General features: G+C 41.4%; 14 protein-coding genes. 6 read left to right on the top strand and 8 right to left on the bottom strand.

Going from position 1 to position 16001, the window contains the following annotated elements; translation table 11 throughout:
• Positions 1–345: 345 nt before the first annotated feature.
• On the bottom strand, positions 346–1605 hold the full coding sequence (locus BLP33_RS04590) for a DUF5009 domain-containing protein (RefSeq protein WP_090525311.1): 1260 nt from the start codon (positions 1603–1605) through the stop codon (positions 346–348).
• Positions 1606–2702: 1097 nt separating this feature from the next.
• Positions 2703–4196, bottom strand: a complete 1494-nt coding sequence (locus BLP33_RS04585; protein WP_090525309.1) for a MocR-like pyridoxine biosynthesis transcription factor PdxR — start codon at positions 4194–4196, stop codon at positions 2703–2705.
• 83 nt (positions 4197–4279) lie between these two features.
• Between BLP33_RS04585 and BLP33_RS04580 the strand changes: the two genes are divergently transcribed.
• From BLP33_RS04580 to BLP33_RS04560, 5 genes are all read left to right on the top strand, one after another.
• Positions 4280–4765 (top strand): DoxX family protein, encoded by a 486-nt coding sequence (locus tag BLP33_RS04580; RefSeq protein ID WP_175489928.1) that lies wholly within the window; start codon positions 4280–4282, stop codon positions 4763–4765.
• Between the two features lie 33 nt (positions 4766–4798).
• Complete coding sequence (locus tag BLP33_RS04575) at positions 4799–5842, top strand: EamA family transporter (protein ID WP_090525305.1); 1044 nt, start codon at positions 4799–4801, stop codon at positions 5840–5842.
• 32 nt (positions 5843–5874) lie between these two features.
• Positions 5875–6678 (top strand): MBL fold metallo-hydrolase, encoded by an 804-nt coding sequence (locus BLP33_RS04570; RefSeq protein WP_090525303.1) that lies wholly within the window; start codon positions 5875–5877, stop codon positions 6676–6678.
• A gap of 210 nt (positions 6679–6888) precedes the next feature.
• Complete coding sequence (locus tag BLP33_RS04565; RefSeq protein ID WP_090525301.1) at positions 6889–8505, top strand: carboxylesterase/lipase family protein; 1617 nt, start codon at positions 6889–6891, stop codon at positions 8503–8505.
• 4 nt (positions 8506–8509) lie between these two features.
• Entirely contained in the window at positions 8510–9373 is an 864-nt protein-coding gene (locus BLP33_RS04560) for an alpha/beta hydrolase (protein WP_090525299.1), read from the top strand.
• A gap of 66 nt (positions 9374–9439) precedes the next feature.
• Here the strand turns inward: BLP33_RS04560 and BLP33_RS04555 are convergent, their stop codons facing one another.
• From BLP33_RS04555 to BLP33_RS04530, 6 genes are all read right to left on the bottom strand, one after another.
• Complete coding sequence (locus BLP33_RS04555; RefSeq protein ID WP_090525297.1) at positions 9440–10207, bottom strand: hypothetical protein; 768 nt, start codon at positions 10205–10207, stop codon at positions 9440–9442.
• Positions 10208–10711: 504 nt separating this feature from the next.
• Positions 10712–12088 carry an OmpA family protein gene (locus BLP33_RS04550; protein WP_090525295.1) on the bottom strand — a complete coding sequence of 459 codons (1377 nt, stop codon included), beginning with the start codon at positions 12086–12088 and terminating at the stop codon, positions 10712–10714.
• Positions 12089–12398: 310 nt separating this feature from the next.
• A complete protein-coding gene (locus BLP33_RS04545) occupies positions 12399–13238 on the bottom strand; it encodes a maleylpyruvate isomerase N-terminal domain-containing protein (RefSeq protein ID WP_090525293.1) in 840 nt (279 codons plus the stop codon).
• Between the two features lie 28 nt (positions 13239–13266).
• Positions 13267–13695, bottom strand: a complete 429-nt coding sequence (locus BLP33_RS04540) for an OsmC family protein (protein WP_090525291.1) — start codon at positions 13693–13695, stop codon at positions 13267–13269.
• Positions 13696–13786: 91 nt separating this feature from the next.
• On the bottom strand, positions 13787–14203 hold the full coding sequence (locus tag BLP33_RS04535) for a DUF3052 family protein (RefSeq protein ID WP_090525288.1): 417 nt from the start codon (positions 14201–14203) through the stop codon (positions 13787–13789).
• Positions 14203–14637 carry a DinB family protein gene (locus tag BLP33_RS04530; protein ID WP_090525286.1) on the bottom strand — a complete coding sequence of 145 codons (435 nt, stop codon included), beginning with the start codon at positions 14635–14637 and terminating at the stop codon, positions 14203–14205. Before BLP33_RS04530 ends, BLP33_RS04535 begins: the two co-directional genes overlap by 1 nt.
• An 83-nt stretch (positions 14638–14720) precedes the next feature.
• Here BLP33_RS04530 and BLP33_RS04525 point away from each other — a divergent pair, with 83 nt between their 5' ends.
• A complete protein-coding gene (locus BLP33_RS04525) occupies positions 14721–15968 on the top strand; it encodes a nucleoside recognition domain-containing protein (RefSeq protein WP_090525283.1) in 1248 nt (415 codons plus the stop codon).
• Positions 15969–16001 lie beyond the last annotated feature (33 nt).

The raw sequence follows: 16001 nt of genomic DNA, 5'->3' as shown, positions 1-16001 counted from the left end.
CTATTCCAGGCCGTGTAAGTACGGACATCCCTACGTCATTAGTATAGCTACATCCTAATTGCGAGGTTTTGCCTGACGCCAATGCGGGCGCATTGATTGCCGATTATGCCAAAGAACGCAATTATAATTAGTAGCTTTTATTATAATCAACCTAAACCTAAAAGAGGCCGCTTGATTTCAGGGGGCCTCTTTTGAAGATGCTTTTAAAGTTCTTTTAATCCAAGTGTCTGATAGCCGTATCGAGTAAGCGCTCATTTTTTCACCAACATCTCCCGGCATATTTCACTAGCCATGGTTACAATAATGATGAAATTGTTGCCATGACATTTTAGGTATGTATAATAATTAAATTTTTAAGCGCAATCTTTTCTTTTCAAGTAATCCAACAAATAAAACGATGATCACAGCCGTCAGAAAAGAGCGCAATAGTCCCGGAAATCCGTTATTGATAACGCCGGGATAGTTAATTTGGAACAGTTCCAGTGTAAACACCTGAAAATACGGGATCAGATAGCAGGTTAGTGTGCTGGTACCTGCCGGTTTGATCCAGTTAAAGGCATTTATTTTTCCTTTAACATCTACCATGTATATCAGCATCAAAAAAGCTAACGTGGTAATTCCGGAACAAATGAATACCCATGCAGGTGTTGAACGGATCTTGGAAATACCTTCGGTATAAGGCCTTAAAGCAAAACCCGCTACCAGGAACAAGATACCGACGACAATCAGTGTACCCCAAATATGTTGCGTTTTACCCTGCTCAACCAATTTGGCGTAGATCCCTGATATCACCGCGCCTCCCATAGTTAAAGTCATGGTTGACGCATCGTTGATTATCCAAAACGGTTTTAAAAAGATAATAGCATTGCCGAGGAAACTGCCTGTAACATCTTTTCCTGCGATGGCTACCATCGTTTCGTCGTGCAACACCTCTATCTTTAATATAGAGTGTGCCAAAATGTTAATGGCGGCAAGCATTATCCATGCTACGATAATGCCGTTCAATTTGCCTTTAACCACGAAAAATATCAAAGCACAAACCAAATATGCCCATCCTATCAAACCCAATATCCCCCACCATGAAGGCTCCATACCCCGTACCTCGCCATCTTCGCCACCTTTATAAATCACCGCCATGCCAATCAGCATAGCAATTCCCAATGTCTGCAAGGCATATCTTTTAGTCTTTGCCATAGATTCCGGATAGTCAAGCCAGATCAGGAAGAATGCCATAGTAATAACCAGTGCCCATGCAGCCTTCGGAATTAATGCCGCCGATGAATTATATTCTTCAAGGTTTACATGGTAAAAACCCATAATGAGCAGCGCCGCACTGCGCACCAGGATATAAAATAACACATGTCTCGTACTATCACTCTTTTTGATCCTGTTATTAATGGCAAATGGTAACGACAAGCCCACAATGAACAAAAACGCCGGGAAAATAGTATCAGCAAAACCCATCCTGTCTTCAAGACCTTTGGCGTGGTCTATCCATTCGGGAATATGCTGTACACCGCCCGCATCGTTAACAAATATCATCAGGAGCATAGTAATCGCACGCAATACATCTATTGATAAAAGGCGTTTGGGTAATTGCTGCATGCTTATTTAAGAGTTTTCATTTAATTTTTCTGGAAAATAGTGAATTATGGCTTGCGGTATATAAAATATTATCGCCGTGCATGCCAAATGCCAACCTCGTTTATAAAGCACTGGTATAAATCCAATGGATCATTGATGCACAAATCTATCCGATAGCATGATCTGATGCTTTTATTACAGCACTACATCACTACTACCACAGGTAACATTATATATAAATAAAAAATTCAGCAAATTGGGAAAGAAGGAGGTTTCGGAAGCGACGGAAAAAAACCCGGAGCGGATTGGTTAGCAATGCGTACGACCGATCACAAATGGTATAAAAACGAAAATGGGCAACCAAAGGCCGCCCATTCATTAACTGGTTTTAATGTCCAATTATTTTGCAGTTTTTCTTGCAGGGATTAATGGAACGATAATAACAGCTAAGAAAAGGGCAACTTCTAATACGGTTAACATAACTTTAATTTTTTAATGTTTTGATTACTGAACTAACAATGTTTTCAGGAAATACAACCGTTCCTACAGGCATGCTGTGGCAGGGATGCAAGAACAATTGTATCATTCCTGCCACCAGTTCGGCTAAAAACATGCCATTAAAAAATCAGCCCTATAAATCAATGCTTTAAGCCCAAAAAAGTCATTTTCAAAATGGATTTTTTCTTTGAAACTACCTTCAAAAACTGGTGTTTATTAAATTTAACCCAGAGTTTTGCGCATAACGAAAAAAAATGGGCTTAAATCGAGGCAAAAAAAGCCGAAAAATTGTTTTTTGCCGAATTATTTAAAAAAAAGCGGACAAACAAGCACAAATTTATTTTTGGAGAAAATTATTTCGCTCATTAATTTCTTAGCCTGCTTTGCGGCTATAAAAACTCATCGCCAAACTTTTTTTTGTAAAAAAACTATTCCCTGATTTTTACATATTATAGGTCTTAGCTTTTTTAAAAAAATTAACCGACAATTTGTCATCGGCATGACAAACGCAAATTTTGGCAGAAAATATCTAACTTAAAAGCATGACAGTAACTGCCAAAGCATGACATCATATTAACAAATTCATCCTATTATGGCGTTTAATCCCCTATGCCAAACTTTTAAACTTTTGGAAGGCATTTAAGAATGGCCTTTTTCCAGATATTTACCGCTTCATGCATTTCTTTTTCGTTTAATGAGGCAAACCCTATTCGTACAAAGCTGTGTTTAAATGTTTTATCATAATAATAATCATGTCCCGCACCTATAGACAGCCCCAGTTCATTAGCTTTTTCTGCAACAACGGCAGTGTCCAGATCATGGAGGTATTTAACCCATATGGCAAAACCGCCACATGGTATTTTAAAGGAAATATAATCGCCCAATTGCTCCTGCAGTAATTTGCAAAGAATATCCCGCCGTTCGTGATACAGCTTATTGGCTTTTTTCAGGTGCCTGCTAATGTCACCGTTCTTTAATAAACTTGCCATAGCTTCTTCTAACAGGTGCTCCCCCTGGCGGTCAATCAGCCTGCGTAAGCGGGTGGCTTGTAATAAAAAATTAGCCGGCGCAACCATAAAGCCAATGCGAATGCCCGGCGCGATGGTTTTGCAAAATGAACCCACATATATTACATTGCCATAATAATCGGCACTGGCCAGCGGTAAAATAGGGCCGCTTGTATAATGAAAGTCAAAGTCGTAATCATCTTCAATAATGGCAAACTGATATTTTGCTGCCAGTTCGAGTAAACGCATACGCCTCTCCGAACTCAGCGTTACTGTAGTAGGCTGATGATGATGCGGCACCACATAAAGCATACGTACCTTTTGTGCTTTACAAATAGTCTCAACAGCATTAATATCAATACCGTAGTCATCCACAGGGACAAATTCCAACCTGGCACCGGCTTGCTCAAACACCTCATTTGCACCACTGTAGCCTGGGTTACCTACAATTACAATATCATTTTTATTAATCAGTACCTGTGCGCACAGGTAAAGTGCCATTTGAACGCCTTTGGTTATTAAAATATCATTAGGTGTTACATGCAGGCCACGGGTTTCACCCAAAAAACGGGCAAGTTCGTTCCTTAAATTTTCGGAACCCTGCTCCAGCCCGTACATCAGGTATTTATGCGTAAAATGATAACCTGCCATCCGTCTGTATTCGCGCACCATCAGGTCGACAGGCGCAATGCGGGTATCGGGAAACCCTTCGGTAAATGTAATATTGCCATCAGGCATTTCCACAAACATGCGCTGAGGGTTGATCCTGTTGTCATCAACGTTGAACGATGTCTTATTTGCCAGGCTATGTTTCAGAACAGCTTTTTCGATAGGCCGGGGTGCAACATCGGGCAGGTTTTTAGCTATGTAAATCCCCTTACGCGCTATAACATCAACCCAGCTTTGCGCATAAAGTTCGTCATAAGCAGCTACTACTGTTTTACGATGTACGTTTAACGATGCTGCCAACACACGACTGGCAGGAAGCGCAGAGCCTGGTTTTAAGGTCCCCTGCCTGATATAATTGATAATACCGTTGCTAATTTGCAAATACACAGGCACCTGGCTGCTTTTATCTACACTTAATAAACTTTCAATGAGCATCATCCTGGACTATCTTTAATCTATTTTCTGGACTACAAGTATAGTCCAAAAGCATGATATTTTTGATCATCAAAAAAATAAAACTTATGCAACTCAATCAAAAAATATCATCCATATACCTAAGGTTAGCCATTGGAGTAAGCTACCTGTGGGAAGTAGCCGACCGCCTCGGCTTATTTGGCCCAAACGGTCACGCACACGTTAGCTGGGGCGACTGGAAACATTTTATTGCCTATGCCAAACAGGTAATGAGTTTCCTGCCCAATGGCATCATAAATCCGCTGGCAACTATTGCAACCATTGGCGAAGGCGGTTTTGGCATATTACTCATCCTTGGCTTATTTACCCGCGTGGCAGCTATCGGCAGCGGTATCCTTAGTTTATGTTTTGCTATCGCGATGGCAATTTCCTTCGGCGTCGAATCGCCTTTAGGTTACTCAGTGTTTACTTTGAGCGCCGCAAGTTTTCTGCTGGCCGGGACGTCCCAATATTCATGGAGCTTGGATAAATGGTTCGCCTCACGTATTGTGAACAAAAAGCTTACGGCTTACCAATCATTGCAAACCAATTAAAATCAGCAAACATCTTTAACCAATAAAATAATCATGGCAATTACAGCAAATACAAAAGCATCCCCCCTTTTAGTGATCATAGCCTTTGCTACTGTTTATATAGTATGGGGGTCAACCTATTTCTTTATACAAATGGCAATTCAGGGCTTCCCTCCCATGCTGATGGGTGCATTTCGTTTTTTTACCGCGGGTATTTTATTACTTGGCTGGTGCTACATTAAGGGCGACAACATATTTGTTAAGCGCGATATCATTACCTCCGGTATCTGCGGGCTGCTTACCCTATTCATAGCTACAGGTATAGTGATCTGGGTCGAGCGCAATATCCCCAGTGCCATGGTTGCCATTATGGTTTCCGTGAACCCGATATGGTTCATCATATTAGATAAAGCTAACTGGCGGGTAAACCTAAAAAATAAATCGACCATATTCGGCCTCATCATCGGCTTTGCAGGAATCCTGCTCCTTTTTGGTGAAGCCTTCCTAAAATCAGTTACCGGTACTATGGACCATGCAAAATTAACAGGATTACTATTGTTACTGGCTGGTCCTGTCGCATGGTCGGCAGGATCATTATATTCAAAAAAGCGGGGCGGTACAGCTCCGGCAAGGGTAAATACTTCCTGGCAAATGATCATTGCCGGTTTGGCTTTTGTACCGGCTGCCATTATTCACCAGGAGTTTAACGGATTTGATCTCGCTACTGTTCCGGCTCAGTCATGGATGGCTATCGTTTACCTTATCATATTCGGATCAATTGGGGCATTCAGCGCTTATGTATGGCTGCTGCAGGTAAGGCCTGCAACGCAGGTGAGCACCCATTCGTATGTAAATCCGGTTATCGCCGTATTACTTGGGGTTTGCTTTGCACATGAAAGTATTTCGTTAATGCAGTTTTTGGGGTTAATTGTGATCTTGCTCAGCGTATTGCTTGTAAATCTTTCAAAGTATGGGAAGCTTACGTTTAAAAAACCTGTGACCGAAACAGTTGAACAAACAGGTAACTGCAACCACCTCAACCCTGCTTCCGATTTGGAACAGATCAAAGCATTGGCTAAAATAGCTTACCGGATCTAAAATCATCTCCCTAAATAACACTTTATAAAACAATGAATAAAACCATCATATGTAGCACATGCGGCACCCAGCTTTTAGCCGGGCCGGTAACACCCCAATTTTGTCCAATTTGTACCGATGATCGACAATACGTTTCGGAGAGTGGACAGCAATGGAATACGCCAGCCGAACTTAAGAACCGCACCATCAAAATAACACAGTTAAATAAACATCTGTATGCACTCAAAATACAACCAGACTTTGCAATTGCCCAAAGGGCCCTGCTCCTTATCTCTCCGGGAGGTAACATTTTGTGGGATTGTATTCCGTACCTGGATGATGCTACAATTGAATTTATCCGGGCTAAAGGCGGATTAAAAGCTATCGCGTTTTCACATCCGCATTATTATAGTAATATGAATGACTGGGCCGCCGAATTTGGCTGCCCAATCTATATACACCAAAATGACGCCGAATGGATACCTTTTAATTCTCCGTATATCTACTTATGGGGTGGTAACACCACACAACTTTGGGATGGCATAAGCGTAGTACATATCGGTGGTCATTTTGCGGGCAGCTGTGTGTTGCACATTGCAGGCTTTACACCTAATGGAACTATGCTTTGTGGTGATACATTTAATATAGCCAGAAGCAAACGGCATATGGCTATTATGTACAGCTATCCTAATATTATATTACTCGCCAAGGAAGAATTTGTCAAAGCATATCAAAAAGCATCCATGCTTAATTTTGATACTGTGTATGGAGCATTTGAAAACCAGGATATCGAGGGCAACGCGATGGAAATATTTGAAACTTCGATGCAGCGGTATAAGGATAGCTATGGATTATAATTATATTAAATTAACTACGTTTTCAGCTGAAATTTTTTTAAAGTAAAAAGTATGATATAGTTGTATTTGGCTAATCCATTGTGTTATATTTACACAATAGCTATTACCAGTGGATAAAGATCCTCGCCAATTATTGGTAATTAGCTATCTTTCAATTCCGGAAGCCAGTTTCGGATCACGAAGTTTAAACCAATTTAACCAAATACAATCATGAAAAAAAACAGTACCCTCATGCTGCTTTTACTCATTTGCTTTTTACCCGTAACGGCGTTTTGCCAAAGCAGCAACGAACCAGTTGTCGCCGGGAGCGATGTGGCTGTAACATCAACCGAAAGCGGAAAAGTAAAAGGCTATCTTCACAATGGCATTTTTACATTTAAAGGTATCCCCTACGCCAAAGCCGACCGGTTTATGGCGCCCGAAAAACCTGCGCCATGGACAGATGTACGCAGTTCAAAAACTTACGGTCCGGTTTGTTCTACCGATCCAACTACAACTGTTAACGACGAATTTGAATTTGCCTTTCAGCATGATCTGGGTTATTCAAATGAACACTGCCAGTCGCTCAATGTATGGACACAGAAACTGAACGATGGCAAAAAACGCCCGGTAATGGTTTGGCTGCATGGTGGCGGCTTTACTGCCGGTTCATCAATTGAGCTTCCATCGTATGATGGTGAAAACCTGGCTAAAAAGGGAGATGTGGTACTGGTGTCGGTAAATCACCGGTTAAACATTTTGGGCTTTCTTGATCTTTCAGCCTATGGTGATAAATATAAGGGCTCTGCAAACGCGGGCCTGCTCGATTTGAAATTGGCCCTGGAATGGGTAAAACAAAATATAACCCAGTTTGGCGGCGATCCTGATAATGTGACCATCTTTGGGCAGTCGGGCGGCGGCGGCAAGGTTACCTGTTTAATGAACGCGCCATCAGTAAAAGGTTTATTTAAAAATGCCATTGTTGAAAGCGGCAGCTATATCACCAATTTTAATGAAAAACCGGTTACCCAAAAAATTGCCGCTGCATTATTGGAAGAACTTCACCTGCAGCCTTCACAGGTTGATTCTCTTCAAAAACTGCCTTATGATGTACTGAACGAAGCGGGTAAAAAAGCAATGCGCAAGGTTTCAGCCGATTTAAAGAAAGAAGGCAGAACCATGAACGGCTGGGGCCCTGCTTTAGACGGCGATTTTCTGCCTTATCAGCCCTCTGATGCTGCCGCCAAGGCATTGTCTAAAAATGTTCCGCTGCTGGTAGGCACTACCAAAAACGAGTTTGCTCCATTTGTTCCCGGCCCCAAAAGCCAAACAATGGATGAGTTAAAGACTGCCCTGCAAAAGAAATACGGCGATAAAACCGACGCTTATATCGCTGCTGCTCAAAAAGCGTATCCAACAATCTCAAAACCATCAGAATATACCGACATTGAATTTAACTTCCGCTCATTAGCCATTAAACAGGCCAATGAAAAGGCTGTTAGTGGCGCGGCCCCGGTGTATATGTACCTGTTTACCTGGCAATCGCCCGTAAATGGAGGTATGTATAAAGCCATGCACTGTATGGATATTGCTTTTCAGTTTAATAACATAGCCCGTTGCCAGGAAATGACCGGCGGCGGTAAGGAAGCATATGCCCTTGCCGATAAAATAAGCAGCGCATGGATAAATTTTTCCAAAACCGGCAACCCGAATACGCCATCATTACCTAACTGGCCGGCATATACTGCCGAAAATGGTGCAACAATGATATTGGACAACCAATGCGTAGTTAAAAACCACCCTGATGATGAATTATTAAAAATAGTAGCAGCTGCCCCTAAACCCTAAGTATATGAAAAGAATAGTTCTAACATTTACGCTGTTGTTTTGCTGCGTATGGGTATTTGCTGCCAAAGTTGACACGGTACAAATCCCCAGCGCAGCTATGAACAAAACTTACAAAGCGGCGATTGTCTTTCCGAAGGCATATGCAAAAAGTAAAGCCAGTTTCCCGGTACTCTATCTTCTGCATGGCGGCTACGGCCATTTTGACGACTGGCTGTCGAAAACACCGGATAAATCACTGGTGAAAGATCTCTCCGATCAGTATAATATCATTATTGTAATGCCGGAAGGTGAAATCTTCAGCTACTATGTTGATAGCCCGATTGATCCTAACAGCAAGTTTGAAACTTATATTATTAAAGAGGTGATCCCTTTTATCGATAGCAAATACCGCACTATCAATGATAAAAAAGGCAGGCTTATCACAGGTTTATCCATGGGGGGCTTTGGTTCGTTGTATCTCTCGACCAAACATCCTGACCTTTTCGCAGCAGCAGGGAGCATGAGCGGAGCCCTTGACCCCAACATGACAACCTGGAAACTTCCGCCCGACAGGTTTGAGATGCTTAGCAAAATGCTTGATAAGATTTGGGGGCCTATGACGCCCGATACTTATCTGCAATATTCTGTTGTGAACATGGCAGATCAGATCCGTAAAAACGGGCTGCCATTGGTTATTAATATAGGAGTTGATGACTTTTTGCTTGAGCCCAACCGTGAATTACACCGCAGATTGGTTTATAACCATACTCCACATGATTATTCCGAACAACCAGGAGGCCATACCTGGGAGTTTTGGCAAAACGCCTTGCCGGGGCATTTGTTGTTTTTCAGCAAAGTTCTGAAAGCAAATGGTGTTTACGTTTTATAAAAGACCAAATTGAATATATAAAGGGAAGATCGATCACAGTATCTTCCCTTTATATTTACGCTATTTTCAGCATGGAAAGATAAGCGCCGGTAGATGGGCATGTTCTTCATTCTCCATATTCTCCCAATCCCATAACCCATTTAATTGTGAGCTGCGGTTGCTCAATACAAAAAAATCAACCCGCATTATATTGGCCAGTACATCAACGGTTTTCATGATATCCCGCTCCTTGATATTCACCAGGTTCAGCCTTGAACCGGAGAACAATTGCCTGAACACAGCATCAGCATAATCATTATGCATATGGGGTAATCCCGATTCAGTTATATTAAAAAGTGATGCCTTTACATCCATTGCTTCACTCATTTTACTTAAAAGGCTTACGATATCCTTTTTGGCATAACGAAGATCGGCAAGGTATCCCATATTCGTAATATTGAATGAGGCACCTTCCGGAACGGCCAGTAAGGGGCAGCATGAATGATTTAAAACAGGCACAAGCTGTTCATTAATTTCTTTTGCAGTTCCGCCAACCCCTTTGATAATTAAACCTATATCATATTTAGCTATAATTGCGTGGAGCGACATCCCCAAAGTATCCAGATAGTTAAGGAAAACTATCTTTTCGATGCCTTTATTTTGATCTTTAAAACTGAATTCCTCATTATCAAATATATCCTGCTTGGTAGTATCAGATAACTGAACACTCATCGGCTCCGGTACCGTGTTCATAACAATTACTTTGGTTTTTAATTTATCACCTAAATTACCGGCGTAAGTAAGTGCATAATTGCTTTCTTTTTTGAGATTGTGAACTACCAGGATTGCTTTCATAGCTAATTTATAATAATGAGATGTATGATTTGAACAAGTGATGACAAGAGCTGTTTCTTAATTTGTAATTAAAAAAGTCATAAAAAAGTCAATTGATACGCTCAGGAGTTACCGATAGCATATAAACTTTAACCTTAACTAAAAAGCGGATATTATTCACCACCCGCTGCAATAAACGGTTATGTTAGTAATCTTTAAAATGACTTTGTTTTAATTTACACTGATATTAAATAACGTTGCTTATAAATGTCACGGACAAATAAATACAGATCAATTTACAACAAAATTGAGCGCACATACTCAACACTTGATCGCTGTTAACGATTCCCTCGTATCACAACCGTTACCCGCTCCTGCTACAAGAAATTACACGGGATGATGGTATTGGCGAATCGATTAAAATCCTGCCTATTCAACCAATCCCTGGTTTGGTTGCTAAATATGAAAGCAAAAAAGCCACTCAATTGAGCAGCTTTTTACTTATTTAAGGTTTAACAACCTTTGTTAATACAAGGTAAATTCAACCCTGCGGTTAGCCTGACGGCCTGCAGCTGTTTTGTTTGTAGCTATTGGCTGTGTTTGACCATAGCCGGTTGCTTCAATACGCGATGGATTTGCACCTTTGCTTGCGAGGTATGATTTAACCGATTCAGCACGATCTTTTGATAAACGCATGTTTAAATCAGCCGAACCTGTATTGTCAGTATGGCCAGCAAGTTTCAGGCTAAAGTTTTTATCAACTAATAACTGTGCTACCCTATCCAAACTTGGATATGAATGCGCACGAATGGTAGCTTTACCCAAATCAAACTCAAGGTTTTTGATAGCGTCTTTAACCACTTTTTTATCTTCTTCAGTAACATAAACTACCGGTTTAGCCAAAGGACAACCTGAGCCATCAACTTTTTGGCCGGCTGGTGTGTTAGGGCATTTATCGTTTACGTCCACAACACCGTCACCGTCGCTGTCGGCAGTTAACTTAGCAAGATTGGCATTGGTTGTTGCAAGGTCGCTGGCCAGCTGCGCATTTTTTGCTTTTTCAGCATCAATCTGTTGCTGTAGTTCGGCGCGGGTACGCTGGTTTTCCCATTGGTACTCTGTACGCATTGACGATACGGGATTATGAGTTGCCATCTGGTGTTTTTTCTTATTACCAAGGGCAAACTCTAAACCAATATGCGCGTATGAAAACCTGTCATCACCCGCTCCATACTTATATCCGTCAAGGTTATCGGCCTGTACAAAGTTAACCTGGTAACCTAAATCAAGGTTTATACCTGGTGCAAGGTCAAATTTCAAACCTAAGCCAACCGGGATAAACAATTCGTTGATATGGCCGTTATCGGTTTTCTTAAAGTTTTCCTGTTGCCCGCCAACCGGGGTAATCCTTGGTGTGTAGTTCAAATTACCAACACCTGCGGTTAAATAAGGCTGAATAAACGGCTTTTCATGGCGCCAATTGATGTTAGCCAGCGTAATATTAGCACTTAAAGCTGCCGACCAGTTTAATTTAGTAGAGTATGAATCATAGGGAGAAGTACCTGCTGCGTTAGGTTGACTGTTTGATGAAGTTAATTTACCGCGAAGGAAGTCGGCCTGTAAGCCCAAGGATGGCAATATTTGTTTTTTAATGTATCCGCCATAACCAAACTGTTCGGTTGGGCTGGTAAAATCCTGCCTGTTATTGCGTCCAAATATGGTAAAAGGGGTTAACAAACCACCATGTACACCTATTGACCATGTGCGCAATTCACCACCACCCGAAAAGGGCCTCACGTAATCTTTTGCTGTAGCTGAGGTATCTGTTGACTGAGCGAATAATTTACTGCCAATCATAACTCCCGTAAGAAGCAATGAGGCTTTTTTTAAATTTGTTTTCATATTTATATGTTTAATTATACGTTTAACATTCAAGTAAAACGTACACTGGTTAATCCAACATTGATGCCATCAATATTTGTTAATCCAGAAAGCCCATGGCCAAAAGGCAGGCTAATCAAACAAAAAAAGCATATGAAATTTGAGATAAAATGCTGATTAACTAAGTTAAGCGCTTATGTTTTTATAATGCGATTAAGGTTGCTTTAAACAAGCAATAACAGCCAAATTTTTAACCTTTTGTACAAACTGATTAATGAGTTAAAAAGAATACAGTTTTGTACAGTTAAAGAGTAATTAAACAAAATAGTTGTTAAGCCATCACGGCAACCATATTAAACAAGTTTTCGCCAAGGTTAATATTGCCGCTGATATTAGATACCTCCAATGCTGTTTGTGGATCGATACCTTTGGTGAAAACCTTCCAGGCAATATCAGGCGATAAAGTTACTGTAGTATCCGGCACTGATCCGGCATTTTTGATGAGTGTCCAGCCCTCAGCCATTTTAAGCAGGTACCAGTTACCGCCGGCTTCGCCAGTTACAGTAATTTGAATTAGCATACCAGTGTTTCCGTTGACCGTACGATATGTATGCGGAAGCCCACACATAAAGGTATCGATGCAGGGATAAAATAATTCGGCAGTTAGGATACCTTGTTTGCCTACCGCTTCACGGATCTGTTGTTGGTGATGAAACTTTTCGGTGTATTCGCGGGCTATGTGAAACCAGTTAACAGATTCATCTTCACCTGTCCAGGCTACTGAAAATGGTGCAGGCGCAAACAAATCAGCAGCAGTCATTATTTCGCTGTATTGTTTGCCTGTAGTTTCTAAAAGATCGGTAAGCAACTGTGGGCTTACACGCTTCATAGCGTTTACCCAGGTAGCGTTTAATCCGTTCAAAAAAACAACTAAATCACTATAGTTATTAATGGGATTTGAAGGAGGGTCGCCGGCAAACTGGTGAACGGAAGAAATGACGCGCATGTTACCATCAAGTAAATGAGCGGCAATATCCTTTACAGTCCAAAGCTTTGCTAATGTAGGCCTGTTCCAGTCGTCGGTTGATAATGATCTAAGCAGTTCTATTAGCTTTTGGTCCAACAGGGGGAACAGGTGAACTGTTTTAATAGGTACTTCCTGTTCCACCATCTGGTATTTTCAACGAATAATAACTATATTATTGAGCAGGGTGAACAATTACTTTCCAGTTAATTTCAGCACCGGCTTTTGCAAGTGTTGCAGCAACTGAGCAGTATTTATTAATAGAAAGCTCGGCAGCCCGTACAGCTTTATCCTCATCGACATTGCCATAAATATGAAATTCAATATCTACATCCTCCCATAATGAAGGTTCTTTACCGGCTTCCCGCTCGCCATTAACCACCATTTTATAGTCGGTAATTTCCTGGCGCTGTTTTTTCAGGATACTGATCACATCAATTGCCGAGCAACCAGCCAGGCCCATTAAAAGCATTTGCATTGGGCGGATGCCAAAATCCTGGCCGCCACTTTCCGGACTGCTGTCCATTTTTACGGTGTGACCGTTAGCGTCAACAGCTTCAAAGCCAAAATCGCCATGTACACGTTTTAATTCAATCTGAGCCATATTATCGGGTATTATTGCGCTAAGTTATACAATTAAGTGCTTATGCTAAAACGCAGTGCCGTTTGTTTAACTGGTTTTAACCAAAAATGACCTATACCACATATTTCCTGTTTTTAACGGGGATCACCAGCTTTAAACCCGACCACACTTCATCAACCGCGCAAACCTTGATATCAACCACCCCCATTTGCAAAGCAAAGTTCCTGATCAAATCTTCTGTAATATCAGTAACTACTTTTGAAGCCTTTTTGGGCCAGGATACCCAAATCATGCCGTCCTGTTTAGTTTGCTTTATCAGTTCAGGCAACTTAACCCGATATTCATCCGCACTTTTGCTAAAGAAATGAATCACATCAATTTCAAATGAAATATCATCTGTAAAATAAACATCAGGAGGCATGTCGCTAAACAGATCAAGGTAATGGTCAGGGGCATTAACAAGCAACAGCTTCCCGCCTGCTTTTATGCCCAGTTTCTTTGCCAGTGGTGTACCCGAATAGCCAGCCATTACAATATATCTTTTAGATGATGCAGCATATGATCAACATAGTCGGCGGCAAGCCATTCTACAGTTTGCAGGTTTGGTTCCTGTTTGCTGTTGTCACAGCGGGCACTCCATCTGTCGGCAGGGTAATTCTCTAAAACCCGTACAATCTGCAGGTTCAGCAAGGCCCAAAGTTCAATCAATTCGTTAATGTCAGCATCCTGGTAACGTGCGGCAGCAACCCATTCTACCTGTTGGTAGGTAAGTCTGAAGTTTTCTTCATAGGTGCAACGCACAAAACGCTGCAGGTTAATTTGAGCACTGTCAATCAAATGCCCAATCACTTCTTTTTTTGACCATTTAGCGGGCGATGCCTTATGGGCCCAGTCAATGTCATAGCTTTTAAGTTGCCTTACATTATCTATAATTCCGTTGAGTTTATGGATAGTGTCGTTCATTTATTGGTTTATCGGTAGTATAAAAGTATCAGTATTTCATATTAAACAGCAAAAGCACTAACTTCAAAGCCTTAAACATTACTATGGCGCTTAACTATATCTGGATAGCTTTTTTTGTAATTGCATTTGTAGTTTCACTCATAAAATTAGTTTTTTTTGGCGATACAGAAGCTTTCAAATTATTGGTTGAAGGATTATTTAATTCGTCAAAATCGTCGGTAATGGATATCGCTTTGCCGCTGATTGGCTCTATGGCATTCTGGCTCGGCATTCTGAACATTGGCGAAAAAGCTGGAGCTATTAATTTTTTATCACGGATAGTAAGACCTTTCTTTAGCCGATTGTTTCCCGATGTACCTAAAGATCACCCCGCTACGGGCCAGATGATGATGAACTTTTCGGCCAATTTAATGGGCCTCGATAACGCAGCTACACCGCTTGGCTTAAAAGCGATGGGCAGCCTGCAGGAGCTGAATCCAGATAAAGAAACAGCTTCAAATGCCCAGATCATGTTCCTGGTGCTGCATACATCCGGCTTGCAGTTATTACCCGTTACCATCATCGCACAAAGGGCCATCCTTAATTCAAAAGATCCGGCCGAAGTATTTTTACCTTGTATCATTGCTACCTATGTAGCCACGGTAGTTGGCTTAATAGCAGTGGCCATTAAGCAAAAAATCAATCTTTTTGACAGGGTTATTATTGGCTGGCTTGGCGGCGTTACCGCTTTCATTACATTGGTGGTATGGTACTTTACCACGCAGCTAACCAAAGAGCAGATCAGTACGGTATCATCAGTTATAAGCAATGTGATGTTGTTTACCATACCGGTAATATTTATCGTGGGTGGCCTTATAAAAAAGGTAAACGTATTTGAAGTTTTTGTAGAGGGCGCTAAAGGCGGCTTTGAAACCTCAGTAAAGATAATTCCCTATCTGGTAGCTATGCTGGTTGGGATCAGCGTGTTCAGGAATTGCGGCGCGTTGGATTATATGAATGAAGGCTTACGCTGGGTTTGTGTTCAGTTTAATTTAGATACACGCTTTGTAGATGCTATGCCCGTGGCTTACTTAAAACCACTTAGCGGTTCGGGCTCAAAAGGTATGATGATAACGGTAATGCAAAATTTTGGTGTCGATAAATTTGCGGGGCGGCTTGCCGGGATCTTTAACGGTTCGGCCGATACTACTTTTTACATCGTTGCTTTATACTTTGGTTCGGTGGGTATTAAAAAATCGCGTTATGCTATTCCGGCAGGACTTATTGCCGATTTGGCCGGCGTTATTGCGGCTATTTTTATTGCTTATTTGTTCTTCGGCCATCAGCCATAATTACCGCTTAACAAAGGGGTGTTTATTCATCAA

The organism is Mucilaginibacter sp. NFR10, from assembly GCF_900100445.1.
Lineage (GTDB): Bacteria > Bacteroidota > Bacteroidia > Sphingobacteriales > Sphingobacteriaceae > Mucilaginibacter > Mucilaginibacter rubeus.
Note: the sequence above shows the minus strand (reverse complement) of the source record. Positions and strands in the feature narration are given on the sequence as shown.